We start from the raw sequence: 25,272 nt of genomic DNA on the forward strand, positions 1-25,272 counted from the left end.
TTTGTCACCTCTGCCCTACTGAGTTAGAATCCCGTAAAGCCTCCGTACATTTGAATGAGAACGCGTGTAATATCCGTCAGTTTATCTGTATACAGAAGAACACCGAACAAAATCATAATGGCTCCTCCGATTTTCATAAACAGGTCGGAATACTTCACAATCGCTTTCACCTTACTGATGAAGAACGTCATGACAAAAAACGGAATGGCGAAACCGAGTGTATACGCCAATGTGTAAGCCAAGGCGCTTGAAGGATTGGATACGCCCATGACGATAATGCCAGAAAGAATCGGTCCCACACAAGGTGTCCATCCAGCTGCATACGTCATTCCCACCAGTATGGACCCAGTATACCCCAATGGTCTCGATTTTAAATCGATTTTAAAAGAACGCATCATCCAATCCATTTTAAACACGCCAAGCATAACGAAACCAATAACAGCAAGCAAAATACCGCCCAATTGACGAATCAAGTCCTGCTGGTCGGTGAACAAGCTTCCGATCCATGATGTAGACAACCCAAGCGCAACGAAAATGATCGAAAACCCGACAATGAAGAAAAAGGTATGCAAGAAGGCTTGCTTTCGAAAAACCGCTCTCCCGTTCCTTACTTCATCAATCGTTACCCCAGTTATGTAAGACAAAAAGGACGGATAAAGCGGCAGGCAGCAAGGAGAAATAAACGAGAGAAAACCTGCTGCAAATGCCAAAAAGACAGTAATATCGCCAGTCATATGTACCTCCGGTGGGTATTTTATCCACTATCTTCTCATTGTATCGAATCTTTTCCCCCTTCAAAAGTAGCAAAGACACTTTGTCTTAAATCCGTGACATTTTCCTTTGTATAATAGCTCATTCAGATCCCCTTCATGAATACTTCCATTGTACACAAAAAAGAGGCGGATGTACTCCGCCCCTTTCCTGCTATTCTTTTTTTTCTTACTGAATCGTAACCTTACCGCCATCTTGAAGCAGTGTTTGCCCTTTTACCACGATCTTATCGCCGGCAGACAAGCCTGTCAAAATTTCGATCTGATCACTAGAAGATTTGCCTGTAGTGACCTCGACTTGTTTTGCAACGTCACCTTCCAGCTTGAATACATACTGTTTACCATCGCGATCAAAAACTGCACCGCGTGTTACAACGATCGATTTCGCTCCGCTTTCCCCAACCGATGGGAAGGTCACATTCACAACCATATCGGACTTCAGCTCATTGGATGGGTTTGGAATTGTAATCTCCACCGGGTATGCCTTGAGCTGTGAATCCATGACTGGACTCATCGCCGTTACTTTGGCATCAATCGTTTTTCCTGATGATTGTACGTTTACTTTTACAGTAGTCCCTACTTTTACTTTTGTGATATCAGCTTCTGACAGATTCGCTTTTACCAGAAGTGGATTCGTGTTAACGACAACCACAACTGGCTGCTGACCTGCCATTTGACCAACTGCGCCATTTACGCTGGAAATATATCCGTTGATCGGAGACGTCACAGTTGCATTCGCCAATTGCTCACGAGCATTTTGCAGACTCACTTGGGCTTGCTGCACAGAGGCTTCGGAAACTTGCACGCTCGTTTTTTGCCCAGCAGATTGTAAAGCCTGCTGTGCGTTATCATAAGAAGTCTGTGCCGTTGTCAGTTGGGAGTTTGCCTGTTCCATCTGCTGTGCGGAAATCGCTCCTTGAGAAAAGAGCTGTTGCATCCGCTGCTGGTTTACTTTGGCATCCTGAAGGGCAGTTTCTGCCTGCTTCAGGCTATTTTTTGCTTGAACCAAGCCTTGATCAGAGCTGCTGCCTGCTTGGTTTAAGCTGGCTTTTGATACGTTGTAAGCTGCTTCTGCTTGCTTGACACCGTTCACGAGATCTTTTTCATCGAGCTTGAACAATACTTGACCTTTTGTCACGTATTGGCCCAGTTTCACTGGCAGGGAAGAAATTTTCCCGCCCATTTTCGGGGAAACTTGCACTTCTTCACTCGGAGCCAGCTTTGCCGTGAGACCAGAATCTGATACTACTGTGCCTAAAGCAACCGTTTCAACCTGTACAGGGGTTGCTGCTTCCACCGTTTCCGTAGGCGGCGTTTCCGCTTGCGGGCTGGAGCACCCTGCCACTAGAGTGATGGCCAGCAATGCCAAAATGACGGGTTTTTTATTTAGTTTCATGTATGTCCCTCCTCTTCCCACAAACGTCTTACGATTCCAAAGCGGGATTGATTTTCTTTTGTTTCTTAGCAAGTTTCTTTTCGAGTTTCAACTGGCGCTTCAAGCGTCTCTTTTTCCCTGCGTCATCAAACCAGGAAGCAACGACAGGAACCAGAACCAGTGTAATCAAGGTAGAGAATCCAAGACCGAAAATAACCGTCACGGCCATTGGTGCGTTCGTTTCAGAACCAGCGCCGCCAGAGAATGCGAGTGGTCCAATCGCCAGAATAGTGGTAAGTGTCGTCATCAAAATCGGACGAAGACGAATCGGGCCAGCATGCAGGATCGCATCATACAGCTCCATACCTTTAGCACGCAATTGGTTCACGTAGTCGATCAATACAATCGCGTTGTTCACGACCAAACCGATCAACAAGATGTACCCGATCAAAACCCCAACGCTGATCGTTGTACCTGTCGCCAAAAGTCCAAGCAGAACACCTGTAACGGTTGGTGGCACGGAGAACATGATGATAAATGGGGTGTATAACGATTCAAACTGCGCTGCCATTACCATATAAAGCAACACGACAGACAGTACAATCGCGAGAGCAAGGCTGCTGAATGATTCCATCATTTCTTCACTTTGCCCGCCAAAATCGACTGTGTAGCCATCCGGGAGATTCAGCTTCGAAATTTTCTCTTGCACTTCCCGTGTGACAGAGCTCAGGTCACGCCCTGCCAAATCACTCGTTACTTGAACTTCACGGCTTGAGTTGGCACGGTTAATCGATACTGGCACATCTACCTTATTGATAGTCGCAACCGAGGTAAGCGCGATCTGTGCCCCACCAGGAGCGGAAATTCGCATATTGTTCAAGAAGTTGATGTCTTCCTGATACGATTTCGGCAGCTTGAGGTTGACGTCAATCTCATCATCCCCTGTGCGATAGTACGTTACCGTTTGACCTTGGAAGGAAGTGCGAACACTGGAGAGAATTTGTCCTGTCGTCAATCCGTACAGGCTCGCTTTCTCAGCATCGATCTTCACTTCCAGCTCTTGTCTTGATTCTTCCAAGCTGGTTGTTACGTTACTCGTACCAGGTACCTTCTCAATTTCACCTTTAATGATACCACTGATGTCTTTCAGTACGGCCAAGTCATCCCCGCTAACCTTCAGTTGAATGGGGGAACCGGTAGACATGCCGGCTGGTGCGCTTACCTTAATTTCCGGGCCAGCAATATGTTTCAGCTTTTCCTGGAGATCCATCACAATTTCATTGGAGGAACGAGTTCGCTCCTTGAGGTCTACCAGCATCAGGGTGATCGTCCCCTGATTGGAAGACAGGGTGCTAGCGATTGGTGAGGCATTGCTACCAACCGAAGTCGCAACAATGTCTTTCTCCGGAATCGTGTTGACAATTTCTTCAACTTGTCTCGTTACTTTTTCTGTTTCAGCCAGAACGGTACCATTTGGCATTTTGATAGAAATATTTACTTGACCTTGGTCCATGGCTGGAATAAACTCTGCCCCGATCATCGGTGTTAATGCGAGAGACCCCACCATCAGGACAACCGAAGAAATCATGACTGTTTTACGATGGCCCAATGACCATTTTAACAGTCTTTGGTAGCCTTTTTCTACTTTGCTAAATCCAATGTTGAACCAAGTAACCGGATTAATTCCACGATAGTTCTCATGATGTGTATGCGACGGAATTTTGTTTAAAATTCTCGAACTCAGCATCGGCACGAGCAAAATAGAGAATACCAGCGCCGCAATATGGGAGTAAACAACCGTCAATGCAAGTGGTCCAAACAACTCAGAAGCAATACCTTCCGTGAGGGCAATCGGCAAGAATACGCAAATTTGCGCCAAAGCCGAAGCCATTACTGCCGTACCTACTTCTTTGGAACCATCCAAGGCGGCTTCCATCATACCTTTTCCCTGTTCTCGATGACGGAAAACATTCTCGAGCATAACAACCGCAAAGTCAATCAATGATCCCAATCCCAATGTCAAACCGGAGAGGGAAATCAGGTTGATCGTTTGTCCAGACATATACATCAGCAAGAATGTAGCAACGATCGATACAGGAAGAACGATGACCGCAATTACCATGGATCGCAAGCTGCCCAAGAAGAAGAACAGCAAGATCATACCGATACCGCCACCCAACAGGGCATGTTCAGCGGTCGTATAAACGGAATCCTTAATGTAAGTGGATGTATCCAGAGTCGTAATGATTTTAACGCCTTCTGGCAGCTCGCCTTTGATTTTCTCCAGCTCAGCTTTTACATCATCTGCTACCTCAATGGTGTTTCCGCCAGAAGCTTTTGTCACTTTAATACCCAAACTCGGTGTTCCGTTGACGTAACTCAATTGCGTTACATCTTGATGCGTGTCTTTTACTTCGGCAATATCGCTGAGCCTGATGGAGTTTCCTCCAACAGAGATTGGTGTCAGCGAGATTTGATCGACATCGGCAAACTCACCTTGTACACGGATGTTGAGCTTGGCATCACCCTCGCGTACCGCTCCACCGGAACCTGACAAGTTGCTGCCCTGTAGAGCCTGCTGAACTTGGTCAAGGGACAATCCATACGCCGCCAGTTTGGCTGGATCGACGGTAACATCGATGATCCGGCTTTGTCCACCGCTGATGGAAGCAGATGCGACCCCATCAATACGCTCCAGGCGTGATTGGATCATATCCTCGGCCATCTTTTTCAATTTGTTGATATCTTGCTCACCCGTCACCGCAAACTCTATGATCGGTGTACTGTTCGGGTCAATGCGCAGTACACGTGGCGCTCTAGCTGAGTCAGGCAAAGAGCCACGAACCTGATCTACCTTCTCCCGCATGTCGAGAGTCGCCTGATCAAGGTCTGTCCCCCAGTTAAACATGAGGATAACCTGCGAAGCGCCTTCCATCGATACCGATTGTATACTATCTAAATCGGATACCGTTGCAAGTGCGTCCTCAATCGGCTTCGTTACCAGTTTTTCTACCTCACTTGGCGATCCGCCGTCAACGGAGGTAACTACGACAGCAACCGGGAAGTTCAGGTCCGGCATGAGATCAATCGCCAAGCGAGGCAGTGAGACGAAACCAAAAATCAGCATGGCCAGAGTCAACATAATCATGGTGACCGGGCGTTTAATCGATAGTTCAGAAAGATTCAATCCACTCACCTCTTCTTTATATATCTGCTAATTTTTTGTGAGAAATAGTTCGCATAACGAAATGAATAAGGTGAATCTCGTCGTGACATTTCGTTTAACGAAATATAAAGGGGTGAAACCGTTTTAAACGGTTTGTGAATTTCCCCATTTCACATCTCGCTGTTGGTATACACGCTCTGTCAGTGACACCCACACAACTCGTCGATCTGCTTGGTCGCGGAATCTTCGTACCAGGTTTTCCTGCTCCAACCGGTTAATGAGACCGGAAGTTGTGCTGTATGAAAGACCGACAGTCTTACTTATGTCCCCCATCGTTTTTGGCCCGTTTCCTAGCTGCTCCAGAATCAAGACCTGTTGCCAGGTTACATCGCTTGTATCCAGCTCTTGCTCAGAAATCGTGCTAAACAAAACACTGGCTTCTTGCAGGAGTTTTGCCAACTGAATCAGTTCTTTCATGAGAACCTCCCTTGCCATCCTTACTTAACCACTTCACACCCATAACTAATCGTTTATTTCCCAAAAATAATTCTACTGAAATCTATATGTAGTGAAGTCTACCCAGGGGTAGATTTCTGACAAGGATTTATCTATCTGGAGATAGACGACAACGCATGCTAGAATGAAGTTAAGTGATTATCCGGCAGAGAAAGAAGGACTTCTCATTGTTGAAGATAATGATGAAAGCCATACAAAAACGTTTGCTGATCATGTGGTTTTCCATCTTACTTGTATTAGCTTTGCTTCCTGATTCATTTAAACGGGAAACTCCATTGCAATTTTCCCTTACCATTGTACTATTTATTTGTTACCTTGTGGTATTTTGGACTTCCAAGAAAAAATGGAAGCCTTTCCAATTCGAATTAGTGGCAGTCGCGCTAGGAATCGTTTCCTTGCTAAAGTCCCTCATCTTGGGTGGAGAGGGCTTCGGCTTGATGCTCCCACTCGCTGTTTTTATCGGTTTTCACATTCATGGACGCCGAGCGTTGGCGTATGCTACTTTTTTTGGTACGTGCAGTACGCTTTTTTTATATTTTGAAGAAAACCTGAGATTCACGCACATCATCTCTTATATTCTTACGTATGTGGGCTGCTATATCGGCGCACGAGGCTATCGGATTCAAACAGAAGCATATGAAACCAACCAACAGCATCTGGAGCAGCTGCAAAAAGCACATACAGAGTTGCAAGAGGCACACTTACAGCTTCAAGAAGCAGCGCTTCATTCCCTTCAAGTAGCTGTTCTTGAGGAACGAACGAGAATTGCCCGTGATATTCACGATGCATTGGGTCATAGTTTGACTTCACTCATTGTCCAGCTACATGCCTTGAAGTATATGTTGCAGGATGGACCTGACAACGCACAAGAAGCCGTGCGCAACATGCTCGGTGTCGCCAAGCAAAGTCTGGAGGATATTCGCACGTCTGTCCATACACTTGCTCTGGATAAAACCTCCTTGGGACTTACGCCTCTGCGAGCTCTTTTGTCGCAGGCCCAAAAGCATACAGGTATTAAAATGGAACTGATATGCTCCGATTTGGACATCCCGCTCTCCCAGGAAATGACGATAACGTTTTATCGAATCTTGCAGGAAGCGATCACCAATTCCCTCCGTCACTCTGACGCAAAAGAAATTCTCGTCATCATTGAACAAAAGAAGGACATCCTTTTGTTGTCAATCCGAGACGATGGAAGCATCACGAGCGACCAAAAAATCAAACCTGGCTTTGGCCTAACTGGCATATCTGAGCGAATTCAATTATTGAACGGAACTCTCGCGTATCGCATTCGAGAGCCCCACGGATTCCAACTCGATTTCAGCTTTCCGATTCACCAGACTGAACCTGAAAGGAGCATGCGAACATGACCGGTAAACAAAAAGAAGGAGCCATTCGCGTGGTCCTAGTAGATGACCAAACCATGATTCGCCAAGGTTTAGGCTATGTCATTCAAATGCAATCCGATATGGAAGTAATCGGGGAAGCTTCCGATGGCGTAGAAGCAGTAGAACTTATTGGCGACCTCGCACCTGATGTCGTTTTAATGGATGTTCAGATGCCCAACAAGTCGGGTATTGAGGCCACAAGAGAAATCATGCTGCAGCATCCTCGCACGAAGGTATTGATTCTTACCACCTTTGATAACCACAATTATGTGGTGGAAGGGATTCGCGCCGGGGCTGTCGGCTATATGCTAAAAGATGCTGACTCTCAGGAAATGCTTGATCTGATTCGCAGAGCCCACCAGGGAGAAGCCCTCTTCCACACCGTGACAGCTGCAAAAGCCCTTGCCGAAGCTCTGCAAGGTCAACGTGAGACACCTGATTCGACGACCACCTCCCAATCAGTTTTGCTAGATGAACTTACGGATCGAGAGTTGGATGTACTCCAACAGATCGCAGATGGCTATCGAAATGATCAGATTGCGCAAAACTTGTTTATATCTGAAGGCACTGTAAAAACACACGTGCATCGGATCTTGCAAAAAATGGGTGTCGAGGATCGTACACAGGCAGTGGCAAAAGCACTGCGGCACAAAATCGTGAAATAAATCAGATAATTTCAGGCAGGAGGATTAAGTGGAATCAAGTTTCCATCCTCCTGCTTTATGCTGATAGAAAATCCTTCTGCCATCTGTGCGCTGGACATCGCTTCAAATACCGCAGCAGCCGCTTTCTTCGTATCGATCACCCGGCAAATCACTGCCAACGTCCTCTCACTGTCTTCCCCACCGTCGCTGTGCCCGTTCCCCGTCTTTCCCAAGCATTCGTCCAACAGCTGTTCGATCAAATAACGCATTTCAATCTCTGACTCACACAAATGGGGAAATCGAATGACCATCGGGTGGAAATCGTTCTCTTTCATGACCTGATATCCTTGTACTTTCATCTCTTCTGCCCAGCTCTGCAAAACCTCATCAGGCCTTCCCTCAATCTGCTCCGCCACTACAGCAAAATAGTCGCCAATTTCCCCTACATTTCCGTAATGAACGGTATAAAGGCGCTCTGATTCCTCATACCAAACCTCCCAGTAGCTCCACCTCGTTTCGTTTTTTTTCAGCATCCGAATCACAGTTGTTCAACTCCGTTCAAATTGTAACCGTTTTGTAAATTATTCCACTGATCGACAGACCTTGACAACAACTTACAAAAAGATTGATTCGAAAGACTTGCAACTTTTTCGCGAATAGGACTTTTCTCTTATGTGAACGTAAAAAAAGACGGATATTCGATCCGTCTACAGTCACAATCCTTTTTTGTTTTTTTAGGAAGTGGAAAGGGGTAAACGAATCTCAAAACGAGCTCCTTTCAATTTCGGAGAGTTTTCCGCATAGAGTTCGCCACCGTGATCCGCGATGATGCGTTGTGTCGTAGACAAACCTAACCCCGTTCCCTCTTGTTTGGTCGTATAAAAAGGAACGAACAAATTTTGCAGGCAAGAATCTGATAGACCAGGTCCGTTGTCTTCCACAACAATGATTACTTGATTGAGAGATGAGTACACTTTCACATGAACGAGGTTTCCTTGGGTCATCAATGCTTCAAGCGCATTTTTCAAGATATTCAAGATGGCTTGCTTGATTCGTGAACGATGACCAAACACATACCACTCGCCTTGTGCAATGTCCAGCTCAAGCTTGATTCCTCTTCGATTCGCTTCTGGCTCCAGTAAACGAATGACGCCATATAACTCGTCCATCACTAAGAAACGTTCCGATACGATTTTATCATCCCTGTACCGGGCCAAAACAAGAACATCGTTCAATAGCCCATCAATGCGTTCAATTTCCGTTAAGATTACAGAAAAATAAGATTCACTACGATTTGCTTCCCCTTGCTCCCGCAGCAACTGAATGAAGCCCTTGATGGCTGTCAGTGGATTCCGAATCTCATGTGCCATCCCAGCAGCCAGTTGCCCAACTGCTGCCAGTGCTTCACGCTTGCTCAACTCTTCTTCATATTTTTTGCTTTCCGTAACATTCCGAAGAACAGCGATCGCTCCCCACATCTCTCCACCGTAGTAAATGGGGCTCGTACTCACTGTCGTCCATTTGCCTCTGTATTCCGCAACATAATGGCCAGACTGCCCACGTTCAATCACCCACTGGACAAAACGCTCGCTTACATGAGGGCGGAGAGCATGATCAATGTTTTTACCAATGAGTTGATGCCGATCTACGCCAAATAAATGACAGACAGCGTAATTCGCTTCAATGACTCTTAACTGGCGGTCGATCATCAAGACGGCAATATCACTGGACTGCAGAACCAATTGGACAAGCTCCTGTTCAGCGAGCATTGAAACATCTTCTCCTTTGGCCGAACTTGTAGGAGAAGTTGTTGTTTTCTCAACCGGAAATGATTGCGAATTTTTGTTAAATACATCGTCCATTTGATGCAAAATGCAGTCCATCGACTGATAGAGGCGAATCTGTGCTTGCAAAAGCTCCACTCGCTCCATTTCCGTCGTGGCTAGAGAAAATGAGTTGTTATTCATTTCTTCAATAATAACGTCTCGACACTTGCGCAAAAATTGCTGCAAATACGTAAGATTCATTCCGAGCAGCGAAAATTTGTATGCAATTTCGCTCCATTCTCGCTCGAATGCATACGTGTCGACTACTTTTACTACTTCAATCCATTTCGTGATTTGCTGAACAAACAAAGCCTCTGTATTTTCGCGGTCTTCTAGAAGCAAAGCAGAGTAATGATGATCTGAAAGAAAGGAAAACGTCTTGGCCACCGCCGCAGGGACCAAATGAGTAAGATACTTACTTATTCGATTTTTCAAAACACTCTGGCTCCTTTTCTCCGTGCTTCATTGAGGCTATTTTTCCAAGTATGTATAGGCTCTATTATGGACGTAAATGAGACAAGATGTAAAGCGGCTTGATGATATCATGGTGCAGAGAATGACACCATCCAATCAGGTTCTCTTCTTATCCTTACAGACAAACAATCTCGGCCAGCATCCTATTATCGCGAGCTTTCACATTGCCTTTTTCGGACACCCTCACCTCCTGAACATGTTTGACTGAAAACGCTTTCCAACATTTTCTATCATATCACGATCGAGCATAAAAAGGTCAAGAATGTTTATTATTCAACCATCCAAAAAGCATTTGCCCCCGCAGAGACAAATGCTTTCGCTTTATGAATGGGATTTGACAGCGTAATTGCGCAAATCCGATTTTACCGGGCTATTCGGGTTGGTTCCTGTATGCGCGCGCTTGAAAGCCTCGCTTTCTGTCCAATTTTTGAACGATTCCTCATCTGTCCATTTCGTAAAAACGATGTATTCGTCACCTTCCGTAGGTGCCAGGAAAAGGAACTCCAAAAAACCAGGAACCTCCTTCATCCGTTCTCCCCCATTTCCAAATGCGCGTTCCAAATGGGATTGATAGTCTGCTGGTACAGTCAGTCTGTTCATGGATACAAACATGATGGTCACACGTCCTTTTCATTAGGTTCATCTACCAATTCCCATTATAAAGCTAAAAAACCGCAAACGCTATTCGCGCCTGCGGTTGATTTGTTGCTCGAGTATGATATCCATCAAGAGTGTATCCTGCAACGGATCTTTCGGGTCTACCGTCAACAGGGCAGCGACAGCAGCCATCGCACATCGAACGGATTGGTAGGAATAAAAGGCATCTCGCTCTGATTCACTGAACAAAGAAATATCTGATCGCTCTTGTGTCGGGTATGGGAAGTCAGTCTCGACACCAGCACGATCCAGAACAATGAGTGCCTGTTTAATCGCTATCAATGCCGCGCTGACACTAATGCCGTATTCTTGGCGTAGATCTTCCCACACCTGAAAAGCTGATTTTTCTACCCTTTCCTGATTGGGGCGGGTAATGATTCCTGTTTTGCGTCCTTCTTTCAATAACCAATCCACAAAAATATCGTTGCGTGGAGGAAAAGCGTATACTTGTAGCTTCATTTCCAATTCTGTCGGGTTATCCTTGGCAAAACGAGCGTGAGCCAACGACATTTCGTAACGTCTGGACGGATGCCCAGGAACCGTGACAAATACCGTATCTTGTCGCACAGCTGCGATTTGCAGCTTGGTTCGCGCTGGTATCCTGCCTTGAGGTGCCTTTTCCCTGCGAATATTACCAGGAATCAATTCTACTCCGAATTGATGGTACTCCAGCGGTGAATCTATCCAGGGAATAGGCTCTCTCGTCTGTATTTCATATAGCCCGTTAAATGTCACCCATTCGCCCGGGCGGCGCTGGCTGCGAACTAAAACAGCGTGAACTTCTTTTTCTGGTGGCAATTCCGTATCTTGATCCTCCGGTGGGGGTTGCATTCGCTTGTGTTCGATAAGAATGCAGTCGGTCATCAACAACCGCTCGAGCAATTCCCGCTTGCTCACCCATTCATATCCGATGCGGTAAATCCGATTTTTCATCGGCTTCACCTCCTTTTGATCGCCATTATTGCATCATCCTGGTTTGTTTCTATTACCCTACCATATGTAATCGTCGCTTTGTCCGTGCTAACGAGATCGTACAATCCGCTGTAACGCTTGCGCTGCTGCTTCAGGTGATTCGGCCTGGCTGATCGCACTGATAATCGCGACGCCATCGGCCCCCGCAGCAAGCACTTCAGAGGCATTTTCCAGTGTGATGCCACCAATACCGACGATAGGCAAATCATTCCCGACTGCCTTACGAATCTCCGCTAGCCCCACTGGTCCGATAGGCTCTCCAGCATCTGCCTTAGAACGGGTAGCGAACATCGCTCCTACACCAATACAATCGACGCCACCGTTTTGGGCAGCGAGCGCCTCTTCGACCGTACCTGCCGAAACCCCGATGTACATCTCGGAGCCAACTTTGGCTCGTACTTCTGACAATGCCATGTCATCTTGCCCGACATGGATGCCGTCTGCCTGCAAGCGAATCGCCAGATCCACATCGTCATTCACAAAAAATACGGTATCATGGTCACGACATAGCTGTTGCAATTCTCTACCCAACTCATATTGTTCCTGAGCAGTTAGCTTGCTTCCTTTATCACGTAGCTGAAGCGTGCCTACTCCTCCGCGTAATGCTGCTTCCACGGTTTGCACGGTCTTTTCGCTGGAATACCCACAGTCCTGCGTACCAATGACAAAGTATACACCCATTTTTTCCCGAAGTCTTTGTATATCACGCATGCTTTATTTTCCCTCCCAACGATCCAATGCCTCTCGATAAGCGCTGGCTGCTGACTTGGCATCAGTTGCATCTGTGATCCCTGATAAGACAGCAATGCCCGCACACCCAGCTTCCAAAACTTGCGCGGTCCGGTCCGGTGTGATACCACCGAGTCCGATAATCGGCACATGCCATCTTGCCGTCATTTGCGCAAGTTCGATTGTTCCTCTTGGTGCAAGACCTGGCTTCGAACCACTCGCAAAAATATGCCCGTAGAGCAAATAATCGACTTGTGCAGCAATGGCTTGCTGTGCTTCTTCCACGGAATGGACAGAACGCCCTATCCTTTGACCAGTCTTCAGTACCATTCTCGCGTCCGCAGGAGACAGGCTATGGTATGCCAGGTGAACACCAGCACAACCCGACGCAGCAGCCACATCCACCCGATCATTCACGATCAAGGACGAAAGGGGGATGACATTCGCCAATGCCTTTACCCAGTCCATGCATTCCTTTGCGGTACGCTGTTTTTCCCGTATGTGTAAAAAGTTCATACCACCTGCATAAGCAGCTTCTGCCATTCGCAATACCTCATCAAGCGAATGCCGTCCGCTTGTAATCACATGCAGCTCACGAGTGCTTGACATTAGGTTGGACACCGCCTCCAGCGAGTGCTGTCACACATTCCTGCAGCCATTGTGTCGTTCGGTCTTCTTTGTCCGTCGGCGACTGAGCCAACAGCTCAATTACAAGTCGACGCAAGAAAAAAGCTTGTTGCACGGTAAGTGGAAAAGTAAGATTTTTCGGCTTGGTTTCCTGTTTCTCCAACGTCTCTACGCCCGCCAGCAAAATATCACCGATGGACTCCACGAGTTCGCGAACCTGCTCATTTTGCTTCAATTCGTCATAGCAGCCATCATATAGTCTACACAAAAGTAAAAACGCCTGTGACGACAAGGTCACCGGCTGTACATTCTGCATCGGTTCCGTCATACGTTTCCCTCCACTCGCTAGAAAAACAAAATCTATTATATCACATCACGACCTGTATCCATGTAAAAAACCGCTGATTGCTCAGCGGTCTTTTGCAGTTCCTTCATTTCGATCATTATGATTCGATTGTCGCAAATTTGTGTTGCGATCATTTTCATCCAGCGTTTTACCACGATTTTTCCCGAGGTCTTTGCTGTTGTTATTCTTCCCCAATTGTTTCACCTCCTACGTCGTTCATAGGATAGCGTAACCAATTCGGGTCACTTTATTAGCTGGTTACGAGTAGTCTCTTGCGTTTGTAGATCGCATAGCCGATGGCAAACGGTACACGCCATCCGAACAAAAATGCCAGCGTAATGAAATAAGTCACACCTGCAAAAATAAGCGTAGTCGGTACACCAGTCCACAAGGAGCGGATCAGTAAGCCAATTGGTGCCGCTACTGTCCAAGTAATCAGTGCCGATAATAATTGTCTGCCCGCAGATTCATACGTTCGTTGTCCGTAGCTCTTGAAAAGTAGAATCGCGATAATCCATCCCACGAGGAAAGGGGCTAATGTTTCGATAATCCCCATGGTCGTGACAGGGTAGTTATGAATGATTTTTCCGTAATAAACAAAAAGCACAAAGGCGATCAGATCCCCGAGCAACAATAAATAGCCCGGCGTAGACAAACGCTGTCTCATGTATACCCTCTTTTCCGGGTCTTGTCAGAGTAAACCCTCTTGGTTCACCCCTATTGTACACATGCTCTGAACGCCCTTCAATCAATCCAAGCCTTTATTCACCAAACAGCAACAATTGCAGCTTTTGCTTGGCTTCTGGCCATTCACGGTCAAGTATGCTGAAGTATACCGAGTCGCGAATGTATCCATCTGGCATCACCATATGATTGCGCAGGACACCTTCTCGAATGCCACCTATTCGGGCAATGGCACGTTGCGAATTCAAATTGCGCGAATCTGTCTTGAGCTGTACGCGAATACATCCTAGCTGTTCAAAGCAGTGGCGCAAGAGAAGCCATTTACACTCTGTATTGACGCCCGTTTTCCAGACAGATGGGGTCAGCCATGTAAACCCGATTTCCAATCCGCGATCCTTTTTCGCTATCCCTAAAAATCTCGTGCTTCCGATGATTTGCTCATCTGCTTTGCGAATGATGGCGAATGGCAATTCTGTTTGGGCTTGTTCATTTTTTAAAGCCTGCAGGATAAAAGCCTGAGCATCCTCTCTTGTTCGAATGGCAATGGACATATGCGGCCAAATCTCTTCGTATGCGCCTGCTTCCCAGATTCCGTCCACATGGGCCATTCTGAGCGGCTCCAATCGGACCAGCTTGCCTTCCAAGATTACAGGTTCAATGGTTAACATGTCTGTCTCTCCTCTACTGTTCTGCTTCAATCATCAAACAGAACAGTTCCCCGAAATTTTTCCAATGATACGGGCTTGCGAGGACGCTGTCAAGATAAAGATTTGAGGTTACGCTTCTTCACTGATAATGACTTGCTTCCCTCTGCGCTTTAAGAAGATAGGGATCAGCAACCACAGAAGCGCACAAACCAGAAAAGCAGCAGAAAGCGGCTTTGTCAAAAAGATGGAAAAGTCACCATTCGAGGTGGTCAATGCTCTTCTCATGTTATTTTCAATCATCGGTCCCAACACAAGGCCGAGGACGAGCGGTGCCAGAGGAAAGTCGTTTTTCGTCAGGTAATAGCCAGCTACCCCACAAATCACAAGCAAAATCAAATCAAACGTACTAATTTGCACAGCGTACACTCCGAAAACGGAAATCGCGATAATGAGGGGAATCAGGAAATGGGACGGTGTTTCAATAATTTTGGCGAATACTTTAACTAAGGGCATATTCAAAACGAGCAGCATTACATTCCCGATAAACATACTCGCAATTAAACCCCAAGCAATTTGCGGATGATCAGCGAATAAGAGGGGTCCCGGTTGTACGTTATACATCAGCAATGCACCCATTAAAATCGCAGTCGTACCAGACCCCGGTATACCCAACGTCAACAGTGGAATCATCGCACCACCAGACGCAGCATTGTTTGCAGACTCCGGCGCTGCTACACCAGCAATCGCTCCTTTTCCAAAACGGCTAGGATCTTTGCTCAGCTTTTTCTCAAAAATATACGAGAAGAACGATGCCAGGGTAGCACCAGCACCAGGCAAAACACCAATGAAAAATCCGAGCAACGAACCGCGTGCAATCGGTCCGGCACTTTCTTTTAGGTCTTGCTTGGAGGGCAGTACCCGCCCCACTTTAATAATTTCCTTTGAGGATTGATCGTCTTCGATAATCGTCTTGAACACTTCTCCAAGGGCAAACAAACCAACTGCTATCGTGAGGAACTCCAAGCCTTGGTACAAATCGGGAATATCGTATGTAAACCGCGCCACACCCGAAACGGTGTCCATCCCAATTGTCGCAAGCAAGAGTCCCATGACTGTCATAATGAGGGCTTTGGTCATCGACTTCCCCCCCAGTCCGCTGACCGCACACAAGCCGAGAAGCATGAGGGAGAAATATTCAGCAGGGCCGAATTTCAAAGCGAGATCGGATAATGGATCAGCCAAAAACACAAGAGCAATCAACGCCACGAGCCCCGCGACAAAAGAACCGATCGCTGCAATCGACAACGCTGCACCAGCACGTCCCTGTTTGGCCATCTGATAGCCGTCCAATGTCGTAACGACAGAGGAGGATTCACCCGGTGTATTTAACAAAATGGATGTTGTGGAACCACCGTACATCGCGCCATAGTAAACGCCTGCCAACAAAATCAGTGCGCTAGCCGCCGCACTTTCAGGAGGTAAGCCAGAGGTCAAGGAAGCCGTAACGGGCATCAATAACGCGACTCCGCTCATTGGACCGATGCCGGGAAGGACCCCTACCGCAGTACCGATCAGAACGCCAATAAAGGCAAAAACAAGATTATGCCACTGTAGGGCAACGAGAAAACCATCCGCCAAAAATTGCAATGCACTCATGCTAATTTATCCCCTCCCTAGACGCCTAGCCAGGCAGGTAGTCCTGGAAGCGTACCTTTTAGCAAATGCACATAGATGACATAAACGCCTACTGAAAACAGCAAGGAAACGATTCCCGATTTCAGAACGCTTTTACTTCCCATCATGGTGAAGGCGAACATAAGGAAAGCAAAGCTCGAGATGACATAACCGAGTTTCTCCAACAACAATACATACAAGACTGTTGCTGCCAAAATCAATAAAAACCGCTTGTATCGCAGTGGACTCTGTGACTCGGATGAGGAAGCAGCCACGCCTTTCTTATAGGTCTCCCACAACAGTCGCAAGCTCAACAAGATCAGGATGATGCCAAGCCCAAATGGAAACATATTCGGCCCAACCTGACTGCCGTATGCACTAGACGAAATATTTTGACTTTCAGCGATAAAGAGTGCACCTACTAGCGCAAAAAACAGGCTGCCGATACGATCAAACATCAGGTTCATGTATACCTCCTAAGGTGTGGAAAAAGGAGGGGATGCCCCTCCTCTCCCTACTTCGACATACCCAGTGATGTCAACAGTTCTTTGACCTGCTTATCTTGTTCGTCCAGGAATGCCGAGAAAGCAGCAGCGTCCTTGTACTCGCTTTCCCAACCGTTTGCCGCCAATTCTTTTGTCCATGCCTCGTGCGTGGAAAGTTCTTTCAGCTTTGCATCCCAGTAGGCTTTTGCGTCTGCTGGCATATCAGCCGGTCCAAAGACCCCGCGCCAAATCGTGAACGTCGCATCTATGCCTTGCTCTTTTAACGTCGGAATCTCTTTCAAATCACCGCCGAGACGTTCATCAGAAGTAACGCCCAGTACACGGATTTTACCTGCTTTCAAATATTCACCCACGCTGGAAGCATCCGTTGCAATGATATCCGCATTACCGCCCAACAAGGCTGCCATTGCTTCTCCGCCGCCATCATAAGAGACGTACTTAACGCTTTTCGGATCAATTCCATACTTAGCTGCTGGCAATACCCCGATCAGATGATCCATCGATCCGGGAGCAGAGCCACCTGCCAGTGTAATTTTGCCTGGATCAGCCTTGATCGCGTCCAGCACGCTCTTGATGTCCTTGTGAGGTGAATCCGCTTTCACAACGAGGGTGCCGAAATCTTTCGTCATTTGCGCCAAGGGTGTGACATCTTTGTAGCCAAATGGGCTATTCCCCTCTTTTTTGTTATTGTTAATCAAGATAGGAGGAGAGCTCACGAATAATTTATAAGGATTGCCTTTGTCTTTGCTTACATACTCAGCCAAGAACACTGTTCCTCCGCCACCCGGCTTGTTTTCAACCGTGATGGTTTCTGTCACCAGTTTGCTTTCCGCCAATACCTTTGCTACCGAGCGAGCTGTCTTATCCCAGCCCCCACCCGCACCGGATGGAGCTACATATACGATCGGCTTTTCCGGGTATTTGGATGTCTCTGTGGCAGGCTGTGCTCCTGGACTTGCTGTTCCCGTATTTCCAGTACCTCCACCACAAGCAGCCAGTGCTAGTGTAAGAAAAGTGGACACTGTGATTAGCACTTTTTTTCTTTTCATCAAGCAAATATCCCCCTTAACCCGCTTATTTGTAAGCGCTATCACGCTTGAACATAATGTACCACCGCGGAAGCTAGGGGAATAGTTTTCGTGCATAAGGTCTATTTTGAAAATTAATCACTTTTTGTTCATATTGTTCATGGTACATTATGGAAGATAGCGATATTTTCTTTCCGGTCTGCCAACGGTGCCATAAATCAAGTCAGCACGCGCCTTTTTTTCCAGGACCAAGTATTCTAAATACCTTCTGGCCGTTGTTCGACTGGTTCCAATCTCGCGACCAATCTCCTCCGCCGAGACCCCCTTGTCTCCCGTCTGTCTGATCGCTTCGATTACTTTTTCCAGCGTTAGGAGGTCAATTCCTTTTGGGACGCTCACATCTCGATTTTTCGGAGTGACAAGTCTTCTGGTCAGCATTTGGTCAATGACTTCCTGATCTACCTCGACAGCTTCTCTCGTTCGAATGACATGCTCACGATAGCTTTCCAGCCGTTCACGAAAACGCTCGAAAACCAGCGGCTTGACAATGTAATCAAATACGCCGCCGCGCAGCGCTTCCTGTACCATTTCCATTTCCTTGGCTGCGGTGATCATAATCACGTCAACTTCGCGGTAATGTTGCCGAATATGCCAGACCAGCTCCGTTCCCAACATATCAGGCAGATACACATCCAACAAAACGAGCTCGGGGCGCGTACAAGACAGCAATTCTTTGGCATCCGTCCCATTCGTTGCTGTAGCAATGACTTCAAAACCTTCTATCTTGCTGACAAACCGCTTGTTGATATCGATAATTCGCATATCGTCCTCGACGATGAGAACCTCCAGCTTTCTCAAGACGCCACCTCCATTCTTTTGCGTAGGGATACTGTGAAAAGTGCGCCTCCTAGCTCGCTTTTGCCAACGAGAATATAGCCGTCCAATTCATTAATGATTCCATGCGCCTTGGCCAGACCAATTCCACGATCTTCACCTTTTTTCGTTGAGAAACCGTGTTCGAATATTTTTTCTCGCAGTTCTTCCCCAACTCCCGGTCCTGAGTCCTCGATTTCAAACATGATCTCATCGCCCGTGTCAGACAAATAACACTCCACTCGTTTATATTCGACACTTGGCTCATTGACGGCTTCCAACGCATTTTGGATCAGCGTCCCCAATAAAACCACGATCTGCTGCCGATTAATCGTCGGCGGGAGCTCCTTCAAGTGACTGTCGTGATGGATGACGAATTGTATTTTCAGCTCCTTGGCTCGATTGTGCATGCCTAACAGCAAAGCCCCTATTAACGGATCGGGAATTTGCTTCGCCAAAAACAAAATCATCTCTTGCTGTGCGGACGTTTCACTCGTAATCAACTCGACCGCTTCCTGAATCGAACCAAGCTGCAACAAACCGGAAATGGTATACAACAAATTGTGAAATTCATGTGTTTGGGCGCGAAGTACATCCGCATAACGCCTCGCCTGGGACAATTCTGAAGCTAGCTGGTCAATTTCCGATTTGGGACGAAAGCTGCTGACTACTCCTACCACCTTCCCACCGAACTTGATTGGAAGTCGATTCACAATGATTTCTTTTCCGCCCATAATCGACTCGCGATCTAATTGATGCTCGCCGGATTCCAGAACTTCTGGCATGCGACTGTCTGGTAGCACTTCCACTATTTCTTTGCGATGAAACCCTTCTTCCGGTAAGTTCAAAATACGAATGGCAGCCTTATTCATCATCGTGATGCGATTATTGCGGTCAATCGCCACGATGCCTTCGCGGACTGACTCTAGGACAGCATTTCGCTCTACGTACAAGGATGCGATCTCCTCCGGCTCCAATCCTAAAATTAAGCGCTTTAAATAGCGGCTGAGTGCAATGGCACCAGCAACACCGCACAACAAGGCGAGAAGAGTCAAAATCAATATGCGGTCTTGATAGAGGTCAATGGCCTCCTCGATATCTTCCAGCAGAAACCCAACGGATACGATCCCGATGATTTCCCCTTGATCATTTTTGATCGGCACCTTCCCTCGTAATGAAGGGCCCATACTGCCAACAGCTTTCGATATGTAAGATTGACCTTGCGAAAGTCCTGGCTCGTTATCTCCACCCACCATTTCCTTTCCAATCCGTTCCGGAATCGGATGCGCATACCGAATTCCCTCATGGTTTCCCACGACCACAAACTCTGCTCCGGTTTGCACACGGACGTTTTCAGCGATGGGTTGAATGAGTGAAGGAGGGTAATCGCTCGAAAATGCATTACGCAGCTCTGGATCGCTGGCAACAATCTTCGCCACACTCAATGCTTTTTTGCCTACTTGCTCTTCGATCGAAGACGCAACAATGGAAGAACACACCGCACCAACTGACGAAACAATCAGAATAATGACAATAGTAATCAATAAGATCATTCTGGTTTGCAAAGATATTCGGATTTTTCTTGTCGTCACAGCTTGCTCCCCCCTTGCTTCATCTTACCATCCCCATTAGGTAAAAAGGTAGAATCATTCCCATCGTCAATGACGAATCTTGTCGTTGTAGGCTGCGTTTTTACGACAAAAAATCAGGTATTAGGCCTTCTTTCCCCCAATATAATGTTACAACTTGTATTCAAGACAAACTAGGGCGCTTGTCCGAATACGAGACATCTTGAAAAGCAAAGGAGGGAAAGAAGTGAAGACGCAAACGGTATCAAATGGAATCGTTACCCTGACAAAAGAAGGCGAAGATGCAATCAAGAACAGTCCGCTTTATAATGAAGGGCTGCGGCCGACGAGGACAGCAGAGCACACATGGACATCTTACAACTTCGCCAGCTTGTGGATTGGTATGTCGATCTGTTTGCCGACGTATGCAATGGCGGCAGGGTTAATTTCCTTGGGTATGAACTGGTGGCAGGCCATTTTGACGATCATTCTCGGTAACTGTATTGTCCTTATTCCTATTCTTCTCAATTCTCATGCCGGGACGAAATTCGGCATTCCGTATCCTGTTTTTGCGCGCCTCTGGTTCGGCTCCAAAGGAGCGCACATCCCTGCTGTTGCACGCGGTTTGATTGGTGCTGGCTGGTTTGGCATCAACTGTTGGTTCGGAGGTGCTGCCATCGATACACTCCTCATGTCGATGACAGGCTGGGCAAATGTTCCCGGACATCTCTGGATATCCTTCTTTGGCTTTTGGCTGTTAAACGTATGGGTCGCGTATCGAGGTCCCGAAGCGATCAAAAAAATGGAGGCTTGGGCTGCTCCCGTCCTGATCATTATGAGTTTGGCTCTCCTCGTCTGGGCGCTTACGAAAGCAGGCGGATGGGGACCGATGCTCTCTGCCCCTTCGAAATTCACTACCACTGCAGAATTCCTGAAGGTTTTCTTCCCAGCATTGACGGGAGCGATTGCTTTTTGGGCAACAATGGCCCTCAACATTCCGGATTTCTGTCGGTATGCCAAAAGTCAAAAAGCCCAAGTCATCGGACAATCCTCTTCGTTGCCGACCACGATGGGTTTCTTCTCGTTCATCGGAGTTGCTGTCGCTTCTGCTACTGTCGTTATTTACGGAGAAGCGTTGTGGGATCCTGCTGCCGTGTTGGCTAAATTCTCGCCTTTCGCCATTTTCCTCGGAACAATTGGAATTATTCTTGCCACATTGACGACCAACGTAGCGGCCAATATCGTTGCTCCCGCCCGGGCAGTGGAGAATCTGGCCCCTCGCCGTCTCTCGTATGAAGCCGGTGCCGTCATCGCCGGGGTCGTGTCACTCTTGATGCAGCCTTGGTACATTTTAGAGAACTTCGGCAACTACATCTTTTTATGGCTCGGAACGTATGGAGCCTTGTTAGGCCCGATTGATGGAATAGCCATCGCCGACTATTGGCTCGTGCGCAAGCGGCGCATTCATTTAACAGAGTTGTACAAAACAAACGGGATCTACAACTACAAAACAGGCTTTAATGGCAGAGCCATCTGGGCAATGCTAATCGGGATTGCGATTCCTTTTATAAGTAAATACATTCCGGGCTTAACCATTATTTGGGACAATGCTTGGACTGTCGGACTACTGATCTCACTCATGATTTACACGTGGATAATGAAAAATGATGCTTCGATCTTGAGTGCCAACGATTACGAGAAAATCACGGCAAACAACAAACAAACGATTGCTTCCTAATAGCAAGCTACCAAAAAAGACTGGCTGCCCTCGTTGGGTTTGCCAGTCTTTCGTTTTCCTTACTTACATAAGTCGATAGTCACCGTCTCTTTCTCACACATCAAGCACAGATAGAATCGCAATCTCTTCAATTTGAACATCAGGCTCATAGCAAATATAATACGTTAGCTCCGGGCTGATCCGGTACCGAATCCCCCGGTATCCACAGGCAATCAAATACGCACGCACCTTATCCCCTGTCCATTTCAGCCACTCTTCATAGCCCATTCCGTTTTGTCTCTGTTCGAGTTCCTCTTCTGAAAAAGCAGCACGCAATGCATCGATGCGCAGTTCATTTTCCCCATAGCGCTCGTCCAAACAAACGAGACCCTGCAAATGAAGCCGCTGGCTCAGCACCACTGCCTTCTCCCCATTGGTTTCTGCATGACAAATCGCATACTGTGCGGCGATTTCGGGATTGCTCACCAAGTAAACACCTGCCCCAAACACTGCCTTTGCACTCGCACCGTTTGTAAAATGACGCCGTTCTGCCCTCTCATACTTTTGCGCTTTCACGACGCGAAGTCCCTCGCCATATTCGACCCCTCGATATACAGTCTGCCTCATCCCTGAACGCTCCTTTTGACTCTGATGGAATCCTTCCAATGATGTGAAAAGGAGGAAGGCGCGTTTCCAGCACCTCCCTCACTCTTTTATTAAGGTAATAGCTTTACCATATCTTCGTAAGTCTCCGGTCTGCGATCCCGGTAAAATTGCCACGTATCCCGCACCTCATGAATTTTGTTGCGATCCATTTCAGCGACAATAACCTCATCCTGATCCCTGCTCCCCATAGCGACAAATTGTCCGCGCGGATCGACCAAGTACGATTGTCCGTAAAACTCGCCCATGTTCCACGGTGCTTCAGTCCCTACCCGATTGATCGCAGCCACATAATAACCGTTGGCTACCGCATGAGCAGGCTGCTCGAGCTTCCACAAGTATTCGGATAAGCCCGCTACCGTCGCGGACGGATTAAAGACAATCTCTGCTCCGTTCAAGCCAAGCAATCGTGCGCCTTCTGGAAAATGACGGTCATAGCATATATAGACCCCGACCTTGGCAAAAGCGGTTTCAAAAACGGGATACCCGAGATTGCCGGGCTTAAAGTAATATTTCTCCCAAAATCCGCAGCCACTGCTGCCCACTCCGACATGCGGAATATGCTGCTTGCGATATTTGCCCAAATACGTGCCGTCCGCATCAATCACTGCGGCGGTGTTGTAATACGTACCGATCCCGACGCGTTCGTACACAGGTAAAATGAGTACGGTTCCTAACTCGCGAGCTAGGGAAGAGAAATGTTGCACAGTCGGCCCATTTGGGACTTCTTCTGCTGACTCATACCATTTCGGTTGCTGTTCGGCACAAAAATACGGGCCGTAGAAGATTTCTTGCAGACAGATGATTTGTGCCCCCTTGGCCGCAGCCTCCCGCACCATCCTCTCATGCTTCTCAATGGCTTTTTCTTTGTGCAAATGAACCGGTTCGTCTCCGTCGACATCGTTTTTCGATTGAATCAAGCCGATACGAATGATATCTGCCATAAACGCCCTCCTCGCCTTTTTACACTCTCCCTTATTACGGTCTTGCAAAGGTCGATCGTTTTACAAAGCGTCCAGCCCCGGCTTGCCCGACGAATTGCTGATCGCGAATGACAAAAGAGCCCCGCGAAAGTACCGAAATAATATCGCCGTTCACCACCATTCCTTCAAATGGATTGTAGTCGACATTCATGTGGTGAGTTTCAACGGAGATCGTTCGTTTCAAAGTTGGATCAAACAATACGATATCCGCGTCTGAGCCTACCGCAATCGTTCCTTTCTGCGGGAACATCCCGAACAGTTTGGCTACTTTTGTAGAGGTCATATCGACGAATTGATTGAGGCTGATCTTGTCCTTCGCTACCCCTTCCGAGAAAAGGAGGCGCATCCGATCCTCAATGATTGGTCCACCGTTCGGGATTTTCGTGAAATCCCCTAGCCCCAGCTCTTTTTGACCGGAGAAATTAAAGGCGCAATGGTCAGAGCCAACCGTTTGCAAGATGCCGTTTTTCAACGCGCTCCACAAGACGTCTTGATTCCACTTTTCCCGGAGCGGAGGGGACCAGACGTACTTCGCTCCTTCAAAGCCCGGCTTCTGTAGATCTGTAATATCGAGCACCAAATATTGCGGGCATGTCTCCCCGTACACATTCCACCCCTTTTCGCGAGCCTCTGCGATCCGGCGCACCGCTTCTGCACACGATACATGCACGACATACAGCTGGGCATCTGCCAGTGCAGTCAATGCAATCGCACGTCCTGTCGCTTCTCCTTCTGCTTCAGGTGGACGAGTGTAGGCGTGGTACACGGGGTCTGTCTGCCCTTTTGCAATCGCCTGCTTGATCAAATAATCCAGAACGTCTCCATTTTCTGCATGAACCTGTACCAGGGCACCTAGCTCCTTAGCCCGAACCAGCGTTTTAAATAGCGTCTCATCATCGGCCATCAGCACATTTTTGTAGGCCATGAATACCTTGAGCGAAGTTATCCCTTCATTTCGTACGACTGCTCCCAATTCCTCGAGCACTTGATCGTTCGCATCTGAAACCATCAAGTGGAAGCCATAGTCGATAACCGCTTTGCCCCTTGCTTTTTCGTGCCAGGTCGAAATAGATGAATGCAACGGCTCTCCTTTATTCGTCAGGCAAAAATCGATGATGCTCGTTGTCCCTCCAAATGCCGCTGCCTTCGTGCCTGTATAAAAATTGTCGGAAGTAACCGTTCCGCCAAAAGGCATATCAAGATGGGTATGTGGGTCAATCCCTCCTGGGAAAACATAGTATCCGGTAGCATCGATCATTTCGGCATCTTTCCCATCCAGATTGGAGCCGATTGCAACTATTTTTTCCCCTTCGATCAAAATGTCCGCCTGATACGTGTCTGACGCTGTCACGACTGTGCCATTTCGAATCCATTTTTTCATCCGATGATCATCTCCCCTTCAACCCGTCACCGAGTAGACATGCCTTCTCTTGTACACG

Annotated in this window: 25 protein-coding genes; 3 read left to right on the forward strand and 22 right to left on the reverse strand. The window is 47.4% G+C overall.

What is annotated here, in order from left to right; genetic code table 11:
* Positions 1-23 precede the first annotated feature (23 nt).
* From FO446_RS16000 to FO446_RS16015, 4 genes are all read right to left on the reverse strand, one after another.
* On the reverse strand, positions 24-734 hold the full coding sequence (locus FO446_RS16000; RefSeq protein ID WP_173607827.1) for a cytochrome c biogenesis CcdA family protein: 711 nt from the start codon (positions 732-734) through the stop codon (positions 24-26).
* A gap of 205 nt (positions 735-939) precedes the next feature.
* Complete coding sequence (locus FO446_RS16005) at positions 940-2,166, reverse strand: efflux RND transporter periplasmic adaptor subunit (RefSeq protein ID WP_173607828.1); 1,227 nt, start codon at positions 2,164-2,166, stop codon at positions 940-942.
* Between the two features lie 28 nt (positions 2,167-2,194).
* On the reverse strand, positions 2,195-5,332 hold the full coding sequence (locus tag FO446_RS16010; protein WP_237898504.1) for an efflux RND transporter permease subunit: 3,138 nt from the start codon (positions 5,330-5,332) through the stop codon (positions 2,195-2,197).
* 123 nt (positions 5,333-5,455) lie between these two features.
* Positions 5,456-5,788, reverse strand: coding sequence for a MarR family winged helix-turn-helix transcriptional regulator (locus FO446_RS16015; RefSeq protein WP_173607830.1), 333 nt, complete (start codon positions 5,786-5,788; stop codon positions 5,456-5,458).
* A gap of 173 nt (positions 5,789-5,961) precedes the next feature.
* On the opposite strand from FO446_RS16015, the gene FO446_RS16020 reads away from it, so the two are divergent.
* A complete protein-coding gene (locus tag FO446_RS16020) occupies positions 5,962-7,197 on the forward strand; it encodes a sensor histidine kinase (RefSeq protein ID WP_173607831.1) in 1,236 nt (411 codons plus the stop codon).
* Positions 7,194-7,880: a response regulator gene (locus FO446_RS16025; RefSeq protein ID WP_173607832.1), complete on the forward strand. Its 687-nt coding sequence runs from the start codon at positions 7,194-7,196 to the stop codon at positions 7,878-7,880. Before FO446_RS16020 ends, FO446_RS16025 begins: the two co-directional genes overlap by 4 nt.
* A gap of 11 nt (positions 7,881-7,891) precedes the next feature.
* Here the strand turns inward: FO446_RS16025 and FO446_RS16030 are convergent, their stop codons facing one another.
* From FO446_RS16030 to FO446_RS16095, 15 genes are all read right to left on the reverse strand, one after another.
* Entirely contained in the window at positions 7,892-8,401 is a 510-nt protein-coding gene (locus FO446_RS16030) for a hypothetical protein (protein ID WP_173607833.1), read from the reverse strand.
* Between the two features lie 192 nt (positions 8,402-8,593).
* Entirely contained in the window at positions 8,594-10,120 is a 1,527-nt protein-coding gene (locus FO446_RS16035) for a two-component system sensor histidine kinase NtrB (RefSeq protein ID WP_232773008.1), read from the reverse strand.
* A 360-nt stretch (positions 10,121-10,480) separates the two neighbouring features.
* Positions 10,481-10,771, reverse strand: a complete 291-nt coding sequence (locus tag FO446_RS16040) for an antibiotic biosynthesis monooxygenase family protein (RefSeq protein ID WP_173607835.1) — start codon at positions 10,769-10,771, stop codon at positions 10,481-10,483.
* Positions 10,772-10,840: 69 nt separating this feature from the next.
* Positions 10,841-11,749 (reverse strand): hypothetical protein, encoded by a 909-nt coding sequence (locus FO446_RS16045; RefSeq protein WP_232773009.1) that lies wholly within the window; start codon positions 11,747-11,749, stop codon positions 10,841-10,843.
* Between the two features lie 87 nt (positions 11,750-11,836).
* Entirely contained in the window at positions 11,837-12,499 is a 663-nt protein-coding gene (gene thiE / locus FO446_RS16050; protein WP_232773010.1) for a thiamine phosphate synthase, read from the reverse strand.
* Between the two features lie 3 nt (positions 12,500-12,502).
* On the reverse strand, positions 12,503-13,126 hold the full coding sequence (locus tag FO446_RS16055; RefSeq protein WP_232773011.1) for a thiamine phosphate synthase: 624 nt from the start codon (positions 13,124-13,126) through the stop codon (positions 12,503-12,505).
* Positions 13,110-13,472 (reverse strand): hypothetical protein, encoded by a 363-nt coding sequence (locus tag FO446_RS16060; protein ID WP_232773012.1) that lies wholly within the window; start codon positions 13,470-13,472, stop codon positions 13,110-13,112. The genes FO446_RS16055 and FO446_RS16060 overlap by 17 nt, the downstream gene beginning before the upstream one ends.
* An 81-nt stretch (positions 13,473-13,553) precedes the next feature.
* The gene (locus FO446_RS28950; protein ID WP_255413062.1) at positions 13,554-13,685 is read right to left on the reverse strand and encodes a hypothetical protein; all 132 of its coding nucleotides are present in this window, start codon (positions 13,683-13,685) and stop codon (positions 13,554-13,556) included.
* Positions 13,686-13,740: 55 nt separating this feature from the next.
* A complete protein-coding gene (locus FO446_RS16065) occupies positions 13,741-14,157 on the reverse strand; it encodes a DUF3054 domain-containing protein (RefSeq protein ID WP_237898505.1) in 417 nt (138 codons plus the stop codon).
* Positions 14,158-14,251: 94 nt separating this feature from the next.
* Positions 14,252-14,842: a GNAT family N-acetyltransferase gene (locus FO446_RS16070; protein ID WP_232773014.1), complete on the reverse strand. Its 591-nt coding sequence runs from the start codon at positions 14,840-14,842 to the stop codon at positions 14,252-14,254.
* Positions 14,843-14,950: 108 nt separating this feature from the next.
* Positions 14,951-16,477 carry a tripartite tricarboxylate transporter permease gene (locus FO446_RS16075; protein WP_232773015.1) on the reverse strand — a complete coding sequence of 509 codons (1,527 nt, stop codon included), beginning with the start codon at positions 16,475-16,477 and terminating at the stop codon, positions 14,951-14,953.
* Between the two features lie 17 nt (positions 16,478-16,494).
* Positions 16,495-16,962, reverse strand: coding sequence for a tripartite tricarboxylate transporter TctB family protein (locus FO446_RS16080; protein ID WP_221868595.1), 468 nt, complete (start codon positions 16,960-16,962; stop codon positions 16,495-16,497).
* A 47-nt stretch (positions 16,963-17,009) separates the two neighbouring features.
* Positions 17,010-18,050 carry a tripartite tricarboxylate transporter substrate binding protein gene (locus FO446_RS16085; protein WP_221868655.1) on the reverse strand — a complete coding sequence of 347 codons (1,041 nt, stop codon included), beginning with the start codon at positions 18,048-18,050 and terminating at the stop codon, positions 17,010-17,012.
* 147 nt (positions 18,051-18,197) lie between these two features.
* Positions 18,198-18,851, reverse strand: coding sequence for a response regulator (locus tag FO446_RS16090; protein ID WP_229088232.1), 654 nt, complete (start codon positions 18,849-18,851; stop codon positions 18,198-18,200).
* Between the two features lie 32 nt (positions 18,852-18,883).
* Positions 18,884-20,494 (reverse strand): ATP-binding protein, encoded by a 1,611-nt coding sequence (locus FO446_RS16095; protein WP_232773017.1) that lies wholly within the window; start codon positions 20,492-20,494, stop codon positions 18,884-18,886.
* Positions 20,495-20,717: 223 nt separating this feature from the next.
* On the opposite strand from FO446_RS16095, the gene FO446_RS16100 reads away from it, so the two are divergent.
* Positions 20,718-22,208: an NCS1 family nucleobase:cation symporter-1 gene (locus tag FO446_RS16100; protein ID WP_237898507.1), complete on the forward strand. Its 1,491-nt coding sequence runs from the start codon at positions 20,718-20,720 to the stop codon at positions 22,206-22,208.
* 93 nt (positions 22,209-22,301) lie between these two features.
* Here the strand turns inward: FO446_RS16100 and FO446_RS16105 are convergent, their stop codons facing one another.
* The 3 genes from FO446_RS16105 to hydA form a co-directional block, all read right to left on the reverse strand.
* Positions 22,302-22,814 carry a hypothetical protein gene (locus FO446_RS16105; protein WP_173607847.1) on the reverse strand — a complete coding sequence of 171 codons (513 nt, stop codon included), beginning with the start codon at positions 22,812-22,814 and terminating at the stop codon, positions 22,302-22,304.
* Positions 22,815-22,903: 89 nt separating this feature from the next.
* Complete coding sequence (locus FO446_RS16110) at positions 22,904-23,794, reverse strand: nitrilase-related carbon-nitrogen hydrolase (RefSeq protein WP_237898508.1); 891 nt, start codon at positions 23,792-23,794, stop codon at positions 22,904-22,906.
* 34 nt (positions 23,795-23,828) lie between these two features.
* On the reverse strand, positions 23,829-25,214 hold the full coding sequence (gene hydA, locus FO446_RS16115) for a dihydropyrimidinase (protein WP_221868601.1): 1,386 nt from the start codon (positions 25,212-25,214) through the stop codon (positions 23,829-23,831).
* Between the last annotated feature and the right edge of the window lie 58 nt (positions 25,215-25,272).

It is taken from the genome of Brevibacillus brevis, assembly GCF_022026395.1.
Classification (GTDB): domain Bacteria; phylum Bacillota; class Bacilli; order Brevibacillales; family Brevibacillaceae; genus Brevibacillus.

Bases quoted from the DNA above. Each gene is read 5' to 3' on its own strand.
- FO446_RS16060 (WP_232773012.1), bottom strand. From the start codon at position 13,472: ATGACGGAACCGATGCAGAATGTACAGCCGGTGACCTTGTCGTCACAG.
- FO446_RS16025 (WP_173607832.1), top strand. From the start codon at position 7,194: ATGACCGGTAAACAAAAAGAAGGAGCCATTCGCGTGGTCCTAGTAGAT.
- FO446_RS16005 (WP_173607828.1), bottom strand. From the start codon at position 2,166: ATGAAACTAAATAAAAAACCCGTCATTTTGGCATTGCTGGCCATCACT.
- FO446_RS16000 (WP_173607827.1), bottom strand. From the start codon at position 734: ATGACTGGCGATATTACTGTCTTTTTGGCATTTGCAGCAGGTTTTCTC.
- FO446_RS16085 (WP_221868655.1), bottom strand. From the start codon at position 18,050: ATGAAAAGAAAAAAAGTGCTAATCACAGTGTCCACTTTTCTTACACTA.
- FO446_RS16065 (WP_237898505.1), bottom strand. From the start codon at position 14,157: ATGAGACAGCGTTTGTCTACGCCGGGCTATTTATTGTTGCTCGGGGAT.
- FO446_RS16105 (WP_173607847.1), bottom strand. From the start codon at position 22,814: ATGAGGCAGACTGTATATCGAGGGGTCGAATATGGCGAGGGACTTCGC.
- FO446_RS16015 (WP_173607830.1), bottom strand. From the start codon at position 5,788: ATGAAAGAACTGATTCAGTTGGCAAAACTCCTGCAAGAAGCCAGTGTT.
- FO446_RS16055 (WP_232773011.1), bottom strand. From the start codon at position 13,126: ATGTCAAGCACTCGTGAGCTGCATGTGATTACAAGCGGACGGCATTCG.
- hydA (WP_221868601.1), bottom strand. From the start codon at position 25,214: ATGAAAAAATGGATTCGAAATGGCACAGTCGTGACAGCGTCAGACACG.
- thiE (WP_232773010.1), bottom strand. From the start codon at position 12,499: ATGCGTGATATACAAAGACTTCGGGAAAAAATGGGTGTATACTTTGTC.
- FO446_RS16070 (WP_232773014.1), bottom strand. From the start codon at position 14,842: ATGTTAACCATTGAACCTGTAATCTTGGAAGGCAAGCTGGTCCGATTG.
- FO446_RS16045 (WP_232773009.1), bottom strand. From the start codon at position 11,749: ATGAAAAATCGGATTTACCGCATCGGATATGAATGGGTGAGCAAGCGG.
- FO446_RS16040 (WP_173607835.1), bottom strand. From the start codon at position 10,771: ATGTTTGTATCCATGAACAGACTGACTGTACCAGCAGACTATCAATCC.
- FO446_RS16110 (WP_237898508.1), bottom strand. From the start codon at position 23,794: ATGGCAGATATCATTCGTATCGGCTTGATTCAATCGAAAAACGATGTC.
- FO446_RS16080 (WP_221868595.1), bottom strand. From the start codon at position 16,962: ATGAACCTGATGTTTGATCGTATCGGCAGCCTGTTTTTTGCGCTAGTA.
- FO446_RS16090 (WP_229088232.1), bottom strand. From the start codon at position 18,851: ATGCGAATTATCGATATCAACAAGCGGTTTGTCAGCAAGATAGAAGGT.
- FO446_RS16075 (WP_232773015.1), bottom strand. From the start codon at position 16,477: ATGAGTGCATTGCAATTTTTGGCGGATGGTTTTCTCGTTGCCCTACAG.